Here is an 18,119-nt window from a genome sequence, read left to right as displayed (position 1 = left end):
GGCGACCTGAATGGCGACGGCTACGCCGACCTGGCCGCCGGAGCCTATCTGTACACCAATGGCCAAGCGAGTGAGGGGGCCGTGTTCGTATATTACGGCGGGGCCACTGGCCTGCAAACCGTGCCGGCCAACCCGGCTGCAGCCGCCCTGCGCCTGGAGAGCAACCAGGCCAACGCTGCTTTCGGCGCTAGCGTGGCCGGGGTAGGTGACCTCAACGGCGACGGCTACGCCGACCTGGCTGCTGGGGCTCCCTTGTATGCCAACGGGCAGTCTCAAGAAGGGGCGGCGTTCGTGTACTACGGCGGAGCCACTGGCCTGCAAACCGTGCCCGCCAACCCGGCCGCAGCCGCCCTGCGCCTGGAATCTAACACGCCCACCGCCCGAATGGCCAACAGCCTGGCGGGGGCCAGCGACCTCAATGGCGATGGCTACGCCGACCTGGCCATCGGGGCTCCCCAGTACACAGGCGGGCAGTCCCAGGCAGGGGCCGTGTTCGTCTACTACGGCGGCAGCACGGGTAGTAGCAACCGCGATACCCGCCTGCGCCTCTATAATGCTAACCAGACCACCCTGCTCTCAGCAGCTAACCGAGCGCAGGCCACCTTCGGCCTGGGCCTGCGGGCCGCCTCGCCCTACGGCCGGGTGCGGGCCCGCCTGGTGTGGGAGACCAAGGCCAACGGCGTGCCCTTTTCCAGCAGCTCAGCCATTCCCAACTCCACCCAGTATACCGCCCGCGGGCCCTGGACCAACCTGCCCGCTACCGGCGCCCCACCGGAGCTAAAAGTGCTGGTGAATAAAGTAGGCCACGTCACCCGGGTGCGGGTGCGGGTAGAATACGCCACGACCTCCCCGCTGGTCGCCGGCACCACCACCCCCCCCGCCGGTACGGGGGGAGTGAGCGGGCGGGCCCGCTATGGCCCCTGGCGCTACGTCGGTGCTCAGCAGTTGGGCCAGAGCAGCGGCCCGGCTACGCCGCTGCCGGTTACGCTGACGGCCTTCACGGCCGAGCGCCGGGGCCGCGGCGTCCGGCTGCGCTGGACCACGGCCAGCGAGCAGAACAGCGACTTTTTTGCGGTAGAACGCAGCCCCGACGGGCGCACCTTCGCCAGTATTGGACGGGTGGCCGCGCAGGGCCACAGCCCGCAGGCAGTTACCTATGAGTTCACAGACTCGGACCTGCCAGCTGCTCCGGCGCGGGTTCTCTACTACCGCCTGCGGCAGATCGACCTCGACGGCACGGCCACCTACTCGCCCGTGCGCGCGGTGGCGGGCGAAACCGACGAGCTGACGCTCTTCCCCAACCCGGCCCGCAACGGAGACCCCGTGCGCCTGAGCGGCGCAGCCCCCCAGGTGCCGGTGACCGTGCTGGACCTGGCAGGCCGGGTGCGCGGCACGACCTATACCACTGCCAGCGGACAGGCCCTGCTCGAACCCGCAACGGGCGACTTGCCCACGGGGCTGTACGTAGTACGGGCGGGGGCGCAGGCCACGAAGCTGGTGGTGGAATAACCGGCCGGGCCCGCGGCCGTAGTTTCGCCGCGGGCCCAGCCGCACCATCCCACTTGCCGCTAATCCGCCGCTTCGGGTCCTGAATCCAACGGTGGGCACCATCCCGGCGATGAGGGTCAGCCCGGGTCTTTCAAAGTCAGCAAAAAAGCGGGACGTTTCTTAACTATAGCTGCTGCTAAAACATGTTTAACACTCCGGGACTATGCAGCTAGCGAAGGGCATCTTGGTTTCGTTGGTATAGAGCGGTAGCGAAGCAAACGACCTCCACGCCACCGCCAAAGTACCAAACCATATTCCAACGCCGTGCGGGGGACATAGCCCCGGAACTAGCGCTGCGAAACGGCCACTTGGCGGGGCGAGCGGGTGCATCCTGGCCATCGGGGAAGCTACCACCGATGGCCAGGCCAATTATTCCACCACCAGCTTCGTGGCCTGCGCCCCCGCCCGTACCACGTACAGCCCCGTGGACAAGCTGCCCGTCGTTGGTTCCAGCAAGGCTTGTCCGTGGGCATTGGTATAGGCTCTGCAGCGCACCCGGCCCGCCTGGTCCAGCACGGTCACCAGCACTTGAGGGGCAACTCCAGTCAGGCGCACGGACAAGGCTCCACTGGGGGCCGGGTTGGGAAAGAGCGCCAACTGGCCCGTTTCGCCCGCCACCGCACGCACGGGCGAGTAGCTAGCCGTACCGTTGAGGTCGACCTGCTGCAGGCGGTAGTACACCACGGCCGCCCCTTCAGCAGGTAGCTCTGGGTCCGTAAACTCATAGGCCCTGGGCTGGGTGCTCTGGCCCTGGGCCGCCACCCGGCCCAGGGGCGCAAACCGGCGCCCGTCGAGGCTGCGCTCCACGGCGAAGAACGCGCTGTGCTGCTCGCTGGCCGTGCGCCAGCGCAGCCGCGCGCCCCGCCCCTGCCGCTCGGCCGTGAACACGCTTAGCGTCACCGGCAGGGGCAGGCTAGTGCTGCTCAACACAAAGAAGTCGTGGCCGGGTGTCAGATCCAGCGAGGAGGCCAGGGCGGTGGTAAGAGGCGTGGCAGCGGCCCGCCCGAGCGAGACGTAGGCTCCAGTTGCCGTAGCAGCCTGGGCCACCACCGCCGTCGCCGCGTTGCCCAGCACGTCATCGGTTCCATAGCTCAGCTGCACCCGGGCCGTGGCGGGCAGACTAGCCGTATTTTCCACCCGCACGTGGCGCCGGGGATTCAGGTTGGTCAGCACCGGTGAAGCCCTCGTGCCGCCGGTCGGGCCGTTTATGACCGTGGCCGTAAACACCTGGGGGCTGGTGGTCGTGATCCCGGTCACGACGACCGGCCGCCACCCGCCCGCGTCGCCGACCGGAAAGGTGCGGCTCACGGGCGTGGTACTGTTCACCGTAATGCCCAGGGGGCCTTTCACGTAGGAATTAGCCGACCCAGGTGGGATCACGGCCGCAGCCGTGCCTAGAATAAGCTTGTTGGGGGCGGAAGTGGTCAGGATGCCATCCGTGAGTATTAATGACCCCGCCGAGACGCCCCTGGCATTGACAGTCAGGTCGCCGCCAGCCAGCGTTACGCCCGCCGGGTTAAGCATGAGGATGGCGTCGACGGTGCGCGTGGTCGGAATCTCAAAGCCCGTGGTGCGGGCCGTTGTTTCCGGGGCGTAGATCAGCTGCAAGGCCCCGGCGCCCAGGTTGAAGTTGGGCCGCGACGTGATCGAACCACTGCTGCCAGGGTTGTTTATCAGTCCAGTTTGGATGGTAAAAGAGGTTGCTGTTCCGTCGCCGATGGTCAGGTTGTTGGCCCCGTTCAGGTTACCGGCAAACAGGTTCAGGCGCGTGACGACCAGCGGCGCGGTCAATGTGGCCCCCACGGGGTTTTCAATAGTGAGCGTACGCACCGTGGTAAAAGTACCGCTGCCGGCCAGCATCTGAAGGTTCGCTCCGGCGAAGTACAGCGTGCTGGTACTGGTACTCGTCGCCCCCACCTGGGTCCCGATCAGGGTCCCGTTGTTGGTAAGCCCCGAACCACGCATCCGGAGCAGGAATCCGTTCAGGTTCAACGTGGCACCTGTCGGAACCAGTACCGCGCCGTAACATTCTGTTGGCGCGGCGAGCAGCAGGGTCTTGCTGCTACTGGTATTGTCGATGGTCAGGTTCGGGACGCTGCCCCGGATGTAAAAGTCGAAGTTAGTACTCGTCGCCCCCGTCCCCGCGCGTAACGTACCTCCCGTAAAGCTAAACTGCCCCCCCATGTAATAATCAAGCGGCGTGGTGGCGGTGCTGCGCTGCACCAGGTTGATCGTGCCACCCGAAATAGTCACGGTCCCGGTAAAGCCAAACGAAGGCGTATCCGAGGCATGGCCTACCGTGCTCGCGTTAATGGTACCACCACTCATGCTGAAGGCAATAGCCGCCGCCGCCGTGGCGCTAACAAAGGAGGTAATGCGCCCGGCACCGTTGAGGGTGCCCCCTTCCATGGTGAAGGTCGCCCCCGAACCAAAGCTGAGCGAATTGCCCGCCGCCGTGCCCACGTTGTACGTGCCCGCCGAGATGCGCAACAGCCCATTGACGCTGGCCGACCCGTTCTGCCCCACCACCGTGAAGCGGGCATTGTTCAGCCACAAGCCCCCCGTGGCCGGAATCGCGTACGCCGCGCCGTTGCCAAACACTTGGTTAGTAATAGATGCCGTTCCCGAAATGCGCAGCGTGCCCGTCATGTCGTCCGCTGGCGTGGCGCCCGTGGTGCGCGTGAACAGGAAGCCGGCACCGGATGTGCTGCTGCCCTTCACCGAGATACTGGGCAGATTCATCTCTACGATGTCGGCCCGTACGGATTTGGCGAGGGAGAGCGCGTGCAGGTCGGTGGTGCCCGTGCCGGCGAAGCTGGCATTGCCCGCCCCCGTAAAGCGCAGGCCCGACCCAATGCTGGCGCTGGCGCTCAGGTCCAGCGTGCCGTTGTTGAGCACGCTGCCGGCCACTTGTAAGGAGTAGCTCGTCGTGGCCGATGTCAACAGCGACCCCGTGCTGGCCACTGTCAGCGAACCGCAGCGGCCGGTCACGTCCAGCCTCACCGTGGCCCCGGCGGCAATTGTGACGTCGTCGCTACTGGTGGGTACTACGCCCCCCACCCAGGTAGTTGGGTTGCTCCAGTTGCCTCCCGTGGCCGTCGAGCTGATGCTGGCCAGGCCCCGATGGGCCCCGATGACAATAGGAGTCGCGGGCGCCGCCACGGGCGGAGGCGCCGCTGTGGTAGCAACCACGGTGCGTTCCGTCGTGGGAGGAGGCGCCAGCTTCAGGTGTTGGGCCTGGGCGCTGGGGGTGAGGGTCAGGAGCCCGAAGGCGGCAGCAACCAGGGGCTGCCAGCCCCGCCGTTGGGCCGGCCGGTACGGCACGGGCAAGCACGGCGGGCTGCCGAAAAATAAGTTTGGAAACATATGGGTAGAAAATGAGTAGAAGGTAGGAAAGGACACCGAGGAGGAGCAACGCGACCTTACTCCGCAGAAGCTTCTAAGACCGAGGAGCAAGCTGACCATTGGTCGGCAAATATGCGTTCTCGTTTTAAATCTTTATACTATAATCAATGAGGACATAATTTCTTAACTATTATTATGTTTTCATTAAACTTCATTATTCACCTTCAGACGCCGTCCTATCAGTTAAGTAGCAGGCTGAATAAGAGCCAGAACCACTTAGTAAGCTCGCGAACCAGTCTCCATAAAATATTGGCGACTTCGATAGGTGCAAGGTGCTTTCCAGCCGCGAGCTAAACCGAAAGGTTGGCAAACAGAACCGTAGCGCTCGAGTTATGTTTTGACGACTCATTCCGGAACGGGGCGGCGCGGTAGCGGCCAAAACCGCGGATGACTACCGGCCTTCCGCCGCTACCGCCGCGCAAAATCAGCCGCCAGAATCGGCTTACGTGAGAATGGAACATTGCTCATAGCCATCATTCTCAGATCCGCCATGACGTATCGCCGGAAGACCTGAATAGGGCCCAGACTAAGCATAAGCAGTAGGCTAATAAAAAAGCCTTGGCCAAATTGGCCAAGGCTTTTTTAACTGAACCACACGGAATATCCGCGAGCTATTGCTTCACGATGCGGCGCGTATCGAGTCCACCCTCGGTACGGGTACGCAGGATGTAGACCCCTGTCGGCAGTGGCGTCAGGTCCAGCGTGGTAGTCGTGCTGCCCGCCGAAGCGGGGACGGTCCTGGTCTGCACCGGCTGGCCAAGGGCATTGAACAAAGTCAACTCCACGGCTTTCCGGTAGCCGGTCAATTCCACGTGGAGCTTGCCGTCGTGGGTTGGGTTGGGATACACGTTGAGCGAAGAGCCGGCCAAGGGCTTCACACTTGAGCTCACTACCAACGGCGCGGAAGGAGCCGAGGTGCAGCCGCTGGCGTTGGTCGTGGTCACGGTGTAGCCCCCAAATTGGGCGGCGGAGTTCACCACGTACACTTGGTTGGTGGCCCCGGCCACAGCCACGCCATTGAGGAACCACTGGTTGCCACTCGCAGCGCTGGAAGTCAACCTTACCGTGGGGCCGTTGTACGCCACGCTGATCGTTGGGGTGGCCGGCACGGGGTTAATGGTTACCGAGAAGGTGGCCGTCACTGCCGCACAGCCCCCGGCAGCACCAACCGTGTTAGTCACCACGTACGTGCCGGGCGTGCTGCTGCCCAGGGTAATGACCCCGGTCGTCGCGTTAATCGTTAGACCCACTGTGGAGGAGAACGTGCCAGCCGTACTGGGGGCTGGGATCACCGGCGCCGGGTTCGTACCGGAGGTGCAATAAGCCGCGCTGGCATACGAGAAAGTCGCCACTGGTGGCCTGGTGATGGTCACGGAGAAGGTGGCCGTCACTGCCGCACAGCCCCCGGCAGCACCAACCGTGTTAGTCACCACGTACGTGCCCGGCGTGCTGCTGGCCAGGGTAATGACCCCAGTCGTAGGGTTAATTGTCAGGCCCGCCGTGGAGGAGAACGTGCCGGCCGTGCTAGGAGCTGGAATTACCGGTGCCGGATTCGTACCGGAGGTGCAATAAGCCGCGCTGGCGTACGAGAAGGTGGCCACCTGCGGGCTGGTGATGGTTACCGAGAAGGTTGCTGTCGCTCCCGCGCAGCCTCCCGAAGCACCAACCGTGTTGGTCACCACATACGTGCCGGGCGTGCTGGAGGCCAGCGTAATAACCCCGGTCGTCGCGTTAATTGTCAGGCCCGCCGTAGAAGAGAACGTGCCGGCCGTACTGAGGGCTGGGATCACCGGTGCTGGGTTGGTACCAGAGGTGCAATAAGCTGCGCTGGCGTACGAGAAGGTCGCTACCAGTGGCCTGGTGATAGTTACTGAGAAAGTAGCGGTCGCTGCTGGGCACCCCCCCGAAGCGCCTACCGTGTTGGTCACTACGTACGTGCCGGGCGTACTGGAGGCCAACGTAATAACCCCGGTCGTCGCATTAATTATCAGGCCCGCTGTAGAAGAGAATGTGCCGGCCGTGCTGGGGGCTGGAATTACTGGTGCCGGATTCGTACCGGAAGTACAGTAAGCCGTGCTGGCGTACGAGAAGGTGGCCGCCTGCGGGCTGGTGATGGTCACGGAGAAGGTGGCCGTCGCTGCCGCACAGCCCCCGGCAGCGCCAACCGTGTTAGTCACCACGTACGTGCCGGGCGTACTGGAGGCCAGCGTAATAACCCCGGTCGTCGCGTTAATCGTCAGGCCCGCCGTGGAGGAGAACGTGCCAGCCGTACTGGGGGCCGGAATTACCGGTGCCGGGTTCGAGCCGGAGGTGCAATAAGCTGCGCTGGCGTACGAGAAAGTCGCTACCGGGGGACTGGTGATGGTTACCGAGAAAGTTGCCGTGATTGCTGGGCAGCCCCCCGCAGCACCAACCGTGTTGGTTACCACGTACGTGCCCGGTGTGCTGGAGGCCAGCGTAATAACTCCGGTTGCCGCATTAATCGTCAGGCCCGCCGTGGAGGAGAACGTGCCAGCCGTGCTAGTGGCTGGAATCACCGGCGCCGGATTCGAGCCGGAAGTACAGTAAGCCGTGCTGGCGTACGAGAAAGTTGCCACTGGCAGGCTGGTGATGGTTACGACAGCCGTAGCCGACGAAGGGCAAGCACCCGCCACGCTATACGTGATGGTGTACGTGCCCGGAGTGCTGGCAATCAGGTCGATCGTGCCGGTGGAGGTGTTCAGGCTCAGACCGGCGGTGGAGGAGAACGTGCCGCCGGCCGTGCCCGTTATGGTAGGCGTCGGGTTGGTACCACCCTGGCAGAAGCTCGCCCCGCTGTAGGCGAACGTGGCCGTTGTAGACGGGTTCACCGTTACGGCTACGGGAGCCGAAGTGGCGGAGCAGCTTGCCGCGCTGGTAACGACTACGGAATATGAGCCGCTGGCCGTCACCGTCGTCGTGTAGCTAGCACTGGTCGCTCCGGCAATGTTGCTGCCGTTGAGCTGGTACTGGTAAGTAGCCCCCGCAACCGGAGTAGCCGTCAGCGTTAGAGTTCCCGAGCCGCAGAAGCTTACGGGCGTGGTAGCCGTGAGCGTGGCCGTGGGTATTGAGTTCACCGTCACCGTAATGGGCGTGGAGTATACCGTGCGATTGTCGGTCGTTAGAATTACAGCCCGGAATGTGGTGGTGGCCAGCAGGTTCGTAAAGGCCAGTGTCGCCGTTGTATTGCTACCGGGTACGGCCACAAAGCCACTGCCCGCGTCTGCTTCATAGCCCGTGATGGTGCTCCCGCTCGCGTTGCCGGTCAGCGTGAGCGTGCCCGAGTTAGTGCCGCCGCACACGCTGGTAACCGACGTACTCAGTACGCCGCCCTCGTTGTTGGCCAAGACAAAGAAGTCGTTGCCGGGCGTCAGGTTCAGCGTGGAGGCCAGCCCCGTAGTGGGCGCCGTGAAAGCGGCCCGCCCGAGCGAAACGTAGGTCCCAGCCGCCGTGGCGGCCTGGGCCACCACCGCCGTCGTCGCGTTGCTAATCTCACCAGCGCCATAGCTCAGCTGAACTCGAGCCGTGGCCGGCAACGCGACCGAGTTTTCGAGCCGCACGTAGCGGGTGGGGTTGAGGGTAGTCAGGGGCAGCACGGGGGTGCCGCCAGTCGGGCCGTTTACGACCGTGACCGTAAACACCTGCGGGGTGCTGGTCGTGATTCCGGTCACGACCACCGGCCGCCACCCGCCCGCGTCGCCGACGGCGAAGGTGCGGCTCACGGCCGTAGTGCTGTTCACCGTGATGCCCAGGGGGCCTTTCACGTAGGAGTTAGCCAACCCCGGAGGAATGGTGGCCGCTGCCGTGCCGATCGTGAGCTTGTTCGTTGCCGAAGTGGTCAGGATCCCGGCCGTGAGAGTCAGTGACCCATTAGTGACGCCACTGGCATTTAAAGTCAGATTACCGCCCGCCAGAATTACGCCCGCGGGGTTATTCACCGTGATGGCATCGACTACCCGGGTGGGCGGAATCTCAAAGCCCGTGGTGCGGGCCGTCGTTTCCGGGGCGTAGAGCAGCTGCAGGGCCCCGGTACCCAGGTTGAAGGTGGGCGCCGAGGTGATTGAGCCGCTGCTACCCGGGTTGTTCCCGACTCCGATCTGGATGGTAAACAATAAAGTTGATCCATCGCCGATGGTCAGGTTATTGACCCCGTTGAGGTTACCGGTAAACATGTTCAGGCGCGTAACGACCAGCGGCACGGTCAACGTGACCCCCGCGGCATTATCAATGGTGAGGCTACGAACCGTGGTGAAAGTACCGGTGCCGACCAGAGTCTGAGCGGTCGCGCCGGCGAAGTACAGCGTGCTGCTGACCGTAGTACCTGCGAGGGTCCCGTTGTTGGTAACCGTTGCACCAGCTACAAGCAGAGAGAAGCCGTTTAGATTTAACGTAGTTCCCACCGGAACCAGCACCGTGCCGTAACAGTTTATCTGCGCGGTCAGCAGCACGGACTTGTTGCTGGTGGTATTGTCGATGGTCAGGTTCGGGACGTTGCCACGGATGCGGAAGTCGAAGTTGGTGGTTGTCGCCCCTGTTCCCACGTTGAGCGTGCCGCCCGTAAAGAAAAAAGAGCTAGTTGCATTCATATTGTAATCGAGCGGCGTAGCAGCGGTGCTGCGCTGCACCAAGTTAATGGTGCCGCCCGACATCGTAGAGGTCCCACTAAAGCCGAATGAGGGAGCGGCGGAAGCATTACCTACCGTACTCACGTTAATGGTACCGCCACTCATGCTGAAGGTGATAGACGTCGTCGCCGTCGCACTCGTATAGGAGGTAATACGTCCGGCTCCATTCAGGGTGCCCCCTTCCATGGTGAAGAGCGCCCCCGAACCAAAGCTGAGCGAATTGCCCGACGCCGTGCCCACGTTGTACGTGCCCGCCGAGATGCGCAACAGCCCATTGACGCTGGCCGACCCGTTCTGCCCCACCACCGTGAAGCGCGCATTGTTCAGCCACAAGCCCCCCGTGGCCGGAATCACGTACGCCGCGCCATTGCCAAACACCTGATTGGTAATGGGGGCCGTCCCCGAAATGCGCAGCGTGCCCGTCATGTCGTCCGCTGGCGTAGCACCCGTAGTGCGCGTGAATAGGAAGCCGTCGCCGGATGCGCTGCTGCCCTTCACCGAGATACTGGGCAGATTCATCTCTACGATGTCGGCCCGTACGGATTTGGCGAGGGAGAGTGCGTGCAGGTCGGTGGTGCCCGTGCCGGCGAAGCTGGCATTGCCCGCCCCCGTAAAGCGCAGGCCCGACCCAATGCTGGCGCTGGCGCTCAGGTCCAGCGTGCCGTTGTTGAGCACGCTGCCGGCCACTTGTAAGGAGTAGCTCGTGGTGGCCGAGGTCAACAGCGACCCCGTGCTGGCCACTGTCAGCGAGCTACAGCTGCCCGCCTGGTCCAGTGTCACCGTGGCCCCGGCGGCAATTGTGACGTCGTCGCTACTGGTGGGCACTACACCCCCCACCCAGGTGGTGGGGTCGCTCCAGTTGCCTCCCGTGGCCGTCGAGCTGATGCTGGCCAGGCCCCGATGGGCCATGATGAGTGCGGCGGGCGCCGCCGTAACCAGGGGAGCGGCCACGGCCGCTGCAGGAACCACGATGCGCTCTGCCATCGGGGGCGGCAGCGTCAGGTGCTGGGCGTAAGCGCCGGGGGTGAGGGCCAGGAGCCCGAAGGCGGCAGCGACCAATGGCTGCCAGCGGCACCGTTGAGCCGACCGGTCCACCACGGGCAAGTACGGCGTGTTGCGGGAAAGTAAGTTTTGGAGCATGCAGAAAAAATTGTAATTAATAAGGGAAACATCTACTAGGAATGGTGATGCAGACTGTACCAGCTGCCGATAGCAGCTAGTGTAAGCCGGGGTAGAATAGAGGGTAGGACGCCGAAGAGGGGAAACAGACGGCTCTCGGGGAAACCTGAAAGGCCGATAGAGCGGTCGGAGCTAGTCGCTGGTAAATATGCGTCGATTTTTAAACTCTTCTGCTATCGTCATGGAAATAGTAGCACAAATTTGCATTTCTCGGGTCCAATATCATCATAATATGCTGAATTTAAGCGCTATAAATCTAGTAGAATTCGGAGTTAGTCTGTGTAAAAATCAGCGAACTCGATCGCTGTAAAGTGCAGCTGTTCGTGAACGAGCAGAGCTGACTTATCGGGAGACAGGGCGGGGATGCTTTTCAGGGCTCATTCCGGAGCGGTGATATCGCCGTTACCTGCTCGAACAGAGCATAAATATAGAGCCCTCCCCCGCCGCTAATGCCGAGTGAAATCGGTCAGTAGAAGACGCTCGCAAAATATAATATTACCTATAGCCGTCACCATCAAGCCATTCTCTTATGATTAAGTTATAGGCCACTACCTTATGGCGATGGCCCACAGTTCGGTAGCTACGGGCACATCCGCTTATGTATTCAAAAGTGAGTTCCGTTGTCGCCCGCAGGGCTTTGTGTGTAAGTAGAACGGAGAAATTGTTTGCCATTCGTGTACGGCCCGGCCGGTCACAACTTAGGTGAAGCCCCTACTGAATCTACCTCAACTGCTTGAATAACCACATTTGTTTACACGACGCGCCTACTGACAGGATTTACGTAGCAACAGTAACGTAAATTTCTGAAGAGTGCCCCCGGCACCGCTGACGCGAGTTTAGCGCAGCGTGACTTGTGCCGAACCATTGGACGAGGCTGAGTCTCATAACAGAACGGTTTTCTTGAATATATTGGAGAATACTACCGGCCGGGCTTGCCGCTAACGCGGCAGTGGAGGCGCAGCTTCTACCTCAAAGGTACGCTACACTAAACTTCAGGAAATTAATTGGCGCACTGTCGGCGAGTTGGTCATGAGGTACGCTATACTAAACCCGCGCTACTTAGGGGGTAGCTTTTGGCCTGCTGTGGGTATATCGTATGGTTGCGTCTTTTGTGCGTGCTCTTATTTACGGGTGACTACCTTATCGATTGCCTCCTTGAACGCTTCCGAGCTAAGCTTATCCCTGACGGTTAGCTGCTTTTTGATAAACAAAACCCTCGGTGTGATTCCTGCCCTCCAATACGCCATCGCTTTATGATGCCCATCTATAATATACTTGTCGCCCCCCTCGTAAAAGCCAATAACGAATATAACTGGCCGCCTCCCCTTCGCGATGCGCTCTTCAAAATAATTGATTCGTTCTTCTTGTAAAGTTTCCCTCTTTTGAAGACATATTAACGTCATAGCAGTAGGATAAAACTCTTCTATTGATCTTTCGCCATATTCAATCAAGTCCAAACCGAATGAGCTATCCTCAAACGGATAGATTAACTCATAAGTACCATTGGTGCATAACGTTATCAGAGGATAAGTGGCACTACTTAGTTCTACATAATCTGGGATACCTTCTTCGGCAAAGAATCGCATGCTCTCTAACTGGCTATTGGCTTGGATAGGCTTATTCGCTCTTGCCAGGTATTTTTCTATGGAACCTTGGTTGTTAAACCATTCAATGGCAAAAGGCTGATGATTGTAATACAGAATATTTTCTCCATTCCCTTTCATATCAAACATGCCTGTACCATCCGAAAGTTGATAAACCTCTGTTCTCATATCTATTTAGTCAGTTTGCTAGTGGTTCGCTAGCCGCCCTACTGTCACCACCTGTTTCTAAGGACGCATTCTATGAAGTATATATTCAGTGAGCGGAAACGGATACGTATTTAACCAGTTACAGTTCTAAGACAACTTCCAAACCAAAGCATGGCGGATAGTTAATTTCCTGGCGGGCACTTTGTCAACCCTGTTGCCATTCCACCAGCTTGATTTAGCCTGGTAATCAGGTATATCGCTAAAATAAGAAGAATGTCGAGTAACTAAATAAAAAAAAGTCTCGCCAGCATGCTGCCAGCAGGGCTTTTCTTTATTTAAATTTAAGCAACGGACATGGCGCAAAGTCTATGCTGGGCGCACTCGGATGGTATATAGTACCTTGTGCTCGTTTCTCAGTAACAGCTTTTTATGTCCAAGGTCTATCTGCTTCTGGTTCTATGCCTTTTAGCTGCGGCCCCAGTCTGTGCCCAGCATCCGGCCACTACTCCTGAGGCAGCCACTCCTATCCTTACTCGGCTTGACACCGCCCGCGCCGTGCATGAGCTTTTCAAGAGCCGGCGCGGCGGCGGATTCGGCTGGCTGGCGTTTGGCGGGGCGGGCATGGCGGCTTCCATCATCCCCGCGCAGCAGTCCACCAGTGCTGGCGTCTGGACGCCAGGTGTAATTATCGGCTCGGGGCTGGCGCTACTGGGCACCAAAAAGGTTATCCAGTTTGGCTGGGGGCGCGAGTACCGTGTACTGCGCGACCTGGCAGCCACGGGCCACCTGCCGGCCGACGTGAAGCGTCGCCTGCACGGCAACTTTGCCCCGCTGCACGGCACCGCCTCGGCCCCCAACCCATTACTGGCCCTAAACATTGCTCCCACTACGCCAGCCGCGAGTGCGCCAGCGCCTCCAAACACTGAAAATCCGGTGGTCAGCGTGCCCTCTGCCCCCCCGCTCCAAGCGCTGGCCGATGCTCGGCAAGATACCCTGGATGCGGTGCTGGGTTTGTTTCTGGCGAAGCGGTTGGCAGGGCAACTGCCCATTCTGCTGGCGCTGCCGGGACTTCGCCTCATGACCGGGGCCAGCAAAACTAATACCCCTGCTTCGCCCTACCTTCAATCGCCGAACAATGACCCGTCCGGCGGGCAGGTAGCCCTCGGCCTAGCCTTGATGACGGGCGGCGTGGCCTATATGTTCATTCACAACGCGCCGTATTCTAATAGTAAGTTCGAAGCCCTGCGCACGAGCTACTTGGCTGGTGCGCCACTGCCCACCGCGATCCGGACACAGCTTAAAATCAAACACATTGCTTCGGGCCGCGCTTACCGCGAGCGTCTGGAGCGTAGAGCTGCCCGCCGCCGCTAAGCCAACGGGGAATCCAGGTAATTGCGGCAGTTCATTCGGCTTTAGCTTTACTTTTATCAAGAAAGCATGTTCCATTGTAACAAATCAATTATATTTACTTGAATTACCCATTTTTCAAGAAATCACATGCGCAGAATTTTACTTGTTTTACTGGTATTAGCCTGCTCTGCCCAGCAGGTAATGGCTCAGAATACTCCTCTATCAGCATCCCCAGCAGAACTATCCGCAGGAAAGCGTGACACGTTACGCGCTATTGGAAACTTATTCGAACGCCGCCGTAAGAGTGGTAAAAGGTGGACATACGTTGGGGTGGTTGGAGTATTGGCTATGGTCCGTGCGCTGACCAGCACCCGCAGTGATGGGAGTAGCCTCAATGCTGGTGGTGCAGCAATTATTGCAGGTGCTTTCGTAGGTGTTCCCGCCGCCGCCAGTCTTGGAAACCTTCTGGTCTACAGCGAAGAACATGAGGATGAAGTAGACCGCGCCTACCGCGCAGGCCAACCACTACCTAAAAGAATTAGGCATAGATTGAAAAAGAAGGATTTTGAATAGAAAGACCCCGCCAGCATACTGCCAACGGAGCTTCTCTACGATTCGTCAGGCCCTACCGCTGGCGCAAGTTTAACGCAGCGTAACTCGTGCCAGGTGGGGCTCAGGGCTGGCACTATCTATCGGACCGGCACAGGTAGGTGGGCTAGCTCTTTTCCCAATGTGCTACGCTGGCCTGTTGCATGTACGCACAGCCGTACCGGCTGGCAACTTGGCCGAAGCGTTGTCTTCCTTCAACGGAACCAGCCTGGAACTACAGGCAGCTGCTAATTTATCTGTGGGCTGGGGAGCGGGCAGCTTACTTCTGTAAGCAAGTAGCCAAAGGCATAAACGTAAAAGACAAGGCTGCCATGTAAAACGCGGGGCTGATGCTCTAACGCTACGCCACCGGCCCGCAACTGCTCATATTTACCCTGAACTTGCTCTGGGCTATCCGTAACAAAGCCAAAATGAAAATCGCGTGGATAAGTAGCAGGGTCGTCGGCAGCCAAGCGGCTTATCACCAGCACAAAGTCATTAGGCCCCCGGAGAATAGCCAACGTGTTGCTGCCTTTCCTTTGCTCGCAACGAAAATCGAAAAACGTCTCGAAAAACGTTTGGGCTTGCGGTACATCGGGAACGACCAGGTTTAAATGTTTAATCTGCATGGTTGTTGTGCGAGTAAAAGGCTGAGCAACTCACGGGCACCTTTGCTAGTGATTGACTTCACAAAGATACATCAAATGAATGAACGTTCATTCATTTTTACTATGGCCAAGGAAAAAATTATCGATAAAGGAGCGGCCATCCGGCAGGCCGCCCTCACTATGATTGTGGATGAAGGACTGCATGGCCTTAGCATGCAACGTTTAGCCGCCAAAGCCGGGGTATCGCCGGGCACTATCTACCTGTATTTCGAAAACCGCCTGGACATGCTCCACCAGCTTTACCTGGAGGTGCGGCAGCGCAGCGACCAAGCTATGCTCGACGGATTCAGCGCCACTATGGACTTTGCGGCCGGTTTACGGGTGCTCTGGCACAATACATTCAGGTACTTTGTAGCCCACCCAATTGAGTTTCGGTTCACGGAACAGTTCATTAATTCACCCCTCGTGGCAGCAGTCCTGGACCAGGAAGACCCCAATGCCCGCCAACAACGCCGTGATTTTTATGCCCGCGCCATTCAGAACGAGCAAATAGCCGACTTGCCGGTCGAGGTCTACTGGGCTATTGCTTTCGCGCCGCTATATCAGTTTATACGCTTCGCACTAGAAGGGAGCCTGCACCTGCCGGGCGACTTCCAGCAATTGGAGTCTAAGCTGGAAATCACGTTAACTCGGGTCATAAAGGCCCTGCAGAAATAAGCCATTGGGTGCAAACAAAAAGCCCCGTCAGCACAATGCTGACGGGGCTTTTCCATTTAAAACCACCCGACTATTACACCGTGGGTAATTGTAATTCCACGTTCTCGAACTTCACCGCGCCATCCTCCAGCACGGCTTCCACCACGGCGTCTTTCGACACGCGCCCGAAAGAATGTCCTTCGACAGCTCGTTCAGAGTCACGCGCTGCAGCACGCGTTTGAGCGGACGGGCAACGAACTGCGGGTCGAAGCCTTGCTCGCTTAGGAAGTCGAGTACCTCGTCGGTGGCTTCGAGGCTGATACCGGCCTTGGGCAGACGCTGCTGAATCTGCCGGAACTGAACGGCGACGATGCGGCGGGCACCATTATTTGAGGGAGCAGCGTTATCTTGCTACAACACCAACCGTCTTACTGCTATGGCTTCTACTGCTTCCACTCAGCCGACTAAGCTCAATAGCCTACAAATCAGCCTACTTCGGCTCTTTGAGCGCGGCATGAGCGACGAAGAGATTCTGGAGATTCGCGAGTTGCTGGTCGCCCACATGTCGAAGAAATTATTGGTGGAAGTGGAGCGCGTGAATGAAGAGCGCGGCTATACAGCGGCCGATGTCGAGGCCATGCTTAACGACCCGTCCTGATGCAGCGCTTGGTCGTAGATACCAATTGTTTGTTGGCATCGATTAACCCACGCGGCGCTTATTTCCAGCTTTACGAACTGTTCATTGCGAAGGCTTTCGAATGGGTAATCAGCAACGAAATTCTGACGGAGTATGAGGAGCAGGTTACGCGCCGCTACTCGGCCAGTACGGCGCAGCAAGTGCACGAAGTACTGATTACTGCCCCCAACACCTATTTACAGGAAGCCTACTATAAGTGGCAGCTCATTGAAGCTGACCCGGACGATAACAAATTCGTTGACGTGGCCATTGCCGCCAACGCCGATTACCTGGTCACCAACGACCGCCACTTTGAGGTTCTCAAGCAGTTGGAGTTTCCACGGATGCCCGTCATCAGCCTGCAAGAGTTTCTGAGTCGTTTTCAATAGCCTGCTTTTTGAAGCAGAAAACTCCATCAGCTGCGTTCTGGGGGACTTTCTGCTATTTCTTCGCGCCCCACCGCCGGGGCTGAGGCGGCCAGGTTAATGGGAGTTTCTTAGGTCGTTTTGCTGTCGCGAGTTTAGCGCAGACTAATTCGGGCCTACTATTCAGGCGAGGTTGTCCTCGCAACAGAACATTTACCCGCACGTTCGCAGTCCCGCCTTGCCGCTGCGCGCCAGTGGAGCTTCAAGCTCCACACCAACATTGGTCACGAGTTACGTTATGCTAAACTCGCGCCAGTTGGGGGCTCACCTGCGTCGCAGGCAGGGCATAAAAGTCCTTTTGGGCTTACCTAGGAACTGGGTAGGCTGGAAAAGCGGCTGGGGGCTTGAGTTGGGATTGGGCAGCAGGGGTGTAGGTGAATAACAGCTAACTTGGCAACTTTAGTAACTTATAAGCTGCCTTCGAAATGAAATTTAGTCGCCAAATACTTAGCAGTAGCTTTTCTCTCGATAAAGTTCCTGGGTGGACATGCCCGTGGTGCGATAAATCCGCTGTCTCCGGCAAGAAGGATGATTTCAGAATAATTGAATCTGTACAATCGAAATCACAGCACTCGCATCCAGAATGGGAGCCGTTCCGGATAACAGGTACTTTTTGCGGAACGCTGATATGTTCAGACGAAAACTGTGGCGAACAAGTAGTGGTTTCTGGCTTAATGGAAGTTGAAGAGCGTGGCTGGTGTGATGAAGGCGAATACTTTTCAAGCTATGAAGAAATTTTAACGCCACTTTTTTTTGTACCCGCAATAAAATTATTCAATATTGGAAACAATATCCCAATTGCAATAAAAGACGCAATATTAGAAACATTTAGCGCCTTTTGGCAAGACCTATCTACCGCAGGAAACAAGATCAGGAAGGTATGTGAGCTTATTATGAATGACAAAAAGATTGTTAAGACTTATATCGATAAGAATGGCAAGCGAAAGGAATACTCATTACATACCCGTATTGATTTTTTTGGCAAACTCAAGAAAGGAGAGAGAGAACAGAAAGCATATGGCCTTTTGATGGCAATTAAATGGATAGGTAATTCAAGTAGTCACGTCAATAATTCTCTAACAAAAGCAGACATCATCAATGGATTAGAGATGTTGCATCACATTCTTGAATTACTTTATGACAAAGATTATATGAGAATTTATAAGCTTGGCAGAGAATACAACAAGAAGAAGGGCCCATTGAAGCATCCGCTATTCGGCACTAGGCATTTATAGTAAAAAAGCCCCGCC

At 58.3% G+C, this 18,119-nt stretch carries 11 protein-coding genes and 1 pseudogene; 7 read left to right on the top strand and 5 right to left on the bottom strand.

Features of this window, described 5'->3' with window-relative positions:
- Positions 1 to 1,509 (top strand): annotated as a pseudogene (locus IC235_RS18815) (FG-GAP-like repeat-containing protein); the annotation flags it as partial.
- A gap of 408 nt (positions 1,510 to 1,917) precedes the next feature.
- Here IC235_RS18815 and IC235_RS18810 read toward each other — a convergent pair.
- From IC235_RS18810 to IC235_RS18800, 3 genes are all read right to left on the bottom strand, one after another.
- Entirely contained in the window at positions 1,918 to 4,914 is a 2,997-nt protein-coding gene (locus tag IC235_RS18810; protein WP_191006751.1) for a G8 domain-containing protein, read from the bottom strand.
- 650 nt (positions 4,915 to 5,564) lie between these two features.
- Positions 5,565 to 10,736, bottom strand: coding sequence for a T9SS type A sorting domain-containing protein (locus tag IC235_RS18805; protein WP_191006750.1), 5,172 nt, complete (start codon positions 10,734 to 10,736; stop codon positions 5,565 to 5,567).
- A gap of 1,160 nt (positions 10,737 to 11,896) precedes the next feature.
- Complete coding sequence (locus IC235_RS18800; protein ID WP_191006749.1) at positions 11,897 to 12,547, bottom strand: hypothetical protein; 651 nt, start codon at positions 12,545 to 12,547, stop codon at positions 11,897 to 11,899.
- A 534-nt stretch (positions 12,548 to 13,081) separates the two neighbouring features.
- On the opposite strand from IC235_RS18800, the gene IC235_RS18795 reads away from it, so the two are divergent.
- Together IC235_RS18795 and IC235_RS18790 are read left to right on the top strand one after the other, a co-directional pair.
- Positions 13,082 to 13,897, top strand: a complete 816-nt coding sequence (locus IC235_RS18795; protein ID WP_191006748.1) for a hypothetical protein — start codon at positions 13,082 to 13,084, stop codon at positions 13,895 to 13,897.
- A gap of 126 nt (positions 13,898 to 14,023) precedes the next feature.
- Positions 14,024 to 14,449 carry a hypothetical protein gene (locus IC235_RS18790; protein ID WP_191006747.1) on the top strand — a complete coding sequence of 142 codons (426 nt, stop codon included), beginning with the start codon at positions 14,024 to 14,026 and terminating at the stop codon, positions 14,447 to 14,449.
- A 263-nt stretch (positions 14,450 to 14,712) separates the two neighbouring features.
- Here IC235_RS18790 and IC235_RS18785 read toward each other — a convergent pair whose 3' ends face one another.
- Complete coding sequence (locus tag IC235_RS18785; protein ID WP_191006746.1) at positions 14,713 to 15,093, bottom strand: VOC family protein; 381 nt, start codon at positions 15,091 to 15,093, stop codon at positions 14,713 to 14,715.
- A gap of 102 nt (positions 15,094 to 15,195) precedes the next feature.
- Between IC235_RS18785 and IC235_RS18780 the strand changes: the two genes are divergently transcribed.
- Positions 15,196 to 15,789: a TetR/AcrR family transcriptional regulator gene (locus IC235_RS18780; RefSeq protein ID WP_191006745.1), complete on the top strand. Its 594-nt coding sequence runs from the start codon at positions 15,196 to 15,198 to the stop codon at positions 15,787 to 15,789.
- Positions 15,790 to 15,900: 111 nt separating this feature from the next.
- Here IC235_RS18780 and IC235_RS18775 read toward each other — a convergent pair whose 3' ends face one another.
- The gene (locus tag IC235_RS18775) at positions 15,901 to 16,089 is read right to left on the bottom strand and encodes a hypothetical protein (RefSeq protein WP_317173609.1); all 189 of its coding nucleotides are present in this window, start codon (positions 16,087 to 16,089) and stop codon (positions 15,901 to 15,903) included.
- A gap of 115 nt (positions 16,090 to 16,204) precedes the next feature.
- Here IC235_RS18775 and IC235_RS18770 point away from each other — a divergent pair, with 115 nt between their 5' ends.
- The 3 genes from IC235_RS18770 to IC235_RS18760 all read left to right on the top strand — a co-directional run bounded on the left by IC235_RS18770 (position 16,205) and on the right by IC235_RS18760 (position 18,104).
- Positions 16,205 to 16,426 carry a hypothetical protein gene (locus IC235_RS18770; protein ID WP_191006744.1) on the top strand — a complete coding sequence of 74 codons (222 nt, stop codon included), beginning with the start codon at positions 16,205 to 16,207 and terminating at the stop codon, positions 16,424 to 16,426.
- The gene (locus IC235_RS18765) at positions 16,426 to 16,833 is read left to right on the top strand and encodes a putative toxin-antitoxin system toxin component, PIN family (RefSeq protein ID WP_191006743.1); all 408 of its coding nucleotides are present in this window, start codon (positions 16,426 to 16,428) and stop codon (positions 16,831 to 16,833) included. The genes IC235_RS18770 and IC235_RS18765 overlap by 1 nt, the downstream gene beginning before the upstream one ends.
- Before the next feature lie 461 nt (positions 16,834 to 17,294).
- Complete coding sequence (locus IC235_RS18760) at positions 17,295 to 18,104, top strand: DUF4145 domain-containing protein (protein ID WP_191006742.1); 810 nt, start codon at positions 17,295 to 17,297, stop codon at positions 18,102 to 18,104.
- The last annotated feature ends 15 nt before the right edge of the window (positions 18,105 to 18,119 follow it).

Origin of the sequence: Hymenobacter montanus, from assembly GCF_014699115.1 — a bacterium.
GTDB classification, from domain to species: domain Bacteria; phylum Bacteroidota; class Bacteroidia; order Cytophagales; family Hymenobacteraceae; genus Hymenobacter; species Hymenobacter montanus.
Note: the sequence above shows the minus strand (reverse complement) of the source record. Positions and strands in the feature narration are given on the sequence as shown.

What these genes read in the sequence shown, in the direction of transcription:
- IC235_RS18810 (WP_191006751.1), bottom strand. Translation starts at nt 4,914, where the DNA reads ATGTTTCCAAACTTATTTTTCGGCAGCCCGCCGTGCTTGCCCGTGCCG.
- IC235_RS18805 (WP_191006750.1), bottom strand. Translation starts at nt 10,736, where the DNA reads ATGCTCCAAAACTTACTTTCCCGCAACACGCCGTACTTGCCCGTGGTG.
- IC235_RS18800 (WP_191006749.1), bottom strand. Translation starts at nt 12,547, where the DNA reads ATGAGAACAGAGGTTTATCAACTTTCGGATGGTACAGGCATGTTTGAT.
- IC235_RS18790 (WP_191006747.1), top strand. Translation starts at nt 14,024, where the DNA reads ATGCGCAGAATTTTACTTGTTTTACTGGTATTAGCCTGCTCTGCCCAG.
- IC235_RS18785 (WP_191006746.1), bottom strand. Translation starts at nt 15,093, where the DNA reads ATGCAGATTAAACATTTAAACCTGGTCGTTCCCGATGTACCGCAAGCC.
- IC235_RS18780 (WP_191006745.1), top strand. Translation starts at nt 15,196, where the DNA reads ATGGCCAAGGAAAAAATTATCGATAAAGGAGCGGCCATCCGGCAGGCC.
- IC235_RS18770 (WP_191006744.1), top strand. Translation starts at nt 16,205, where the DNA reads ATGGCTTCTACTGCTTCCACTCAGCCGACTAAGCTCAATAGCCTACAA.
- IC235_RS18765 (WP_191006743.1), top strand. Translation starts at nt 16,426, where the DNA reads ATGCAGCGCTTGGTCGTAGATACCAATTGTTTGTTGGCATCGATTAAC.
- IC235_RS18760 (WP_191006742.1), top strand. Translation starts at nt 17,295, where the DNA reads ATGAAATTTAGTCGCCAAATACTTAGCAGTAGCTTTTCTCTCGATAAA.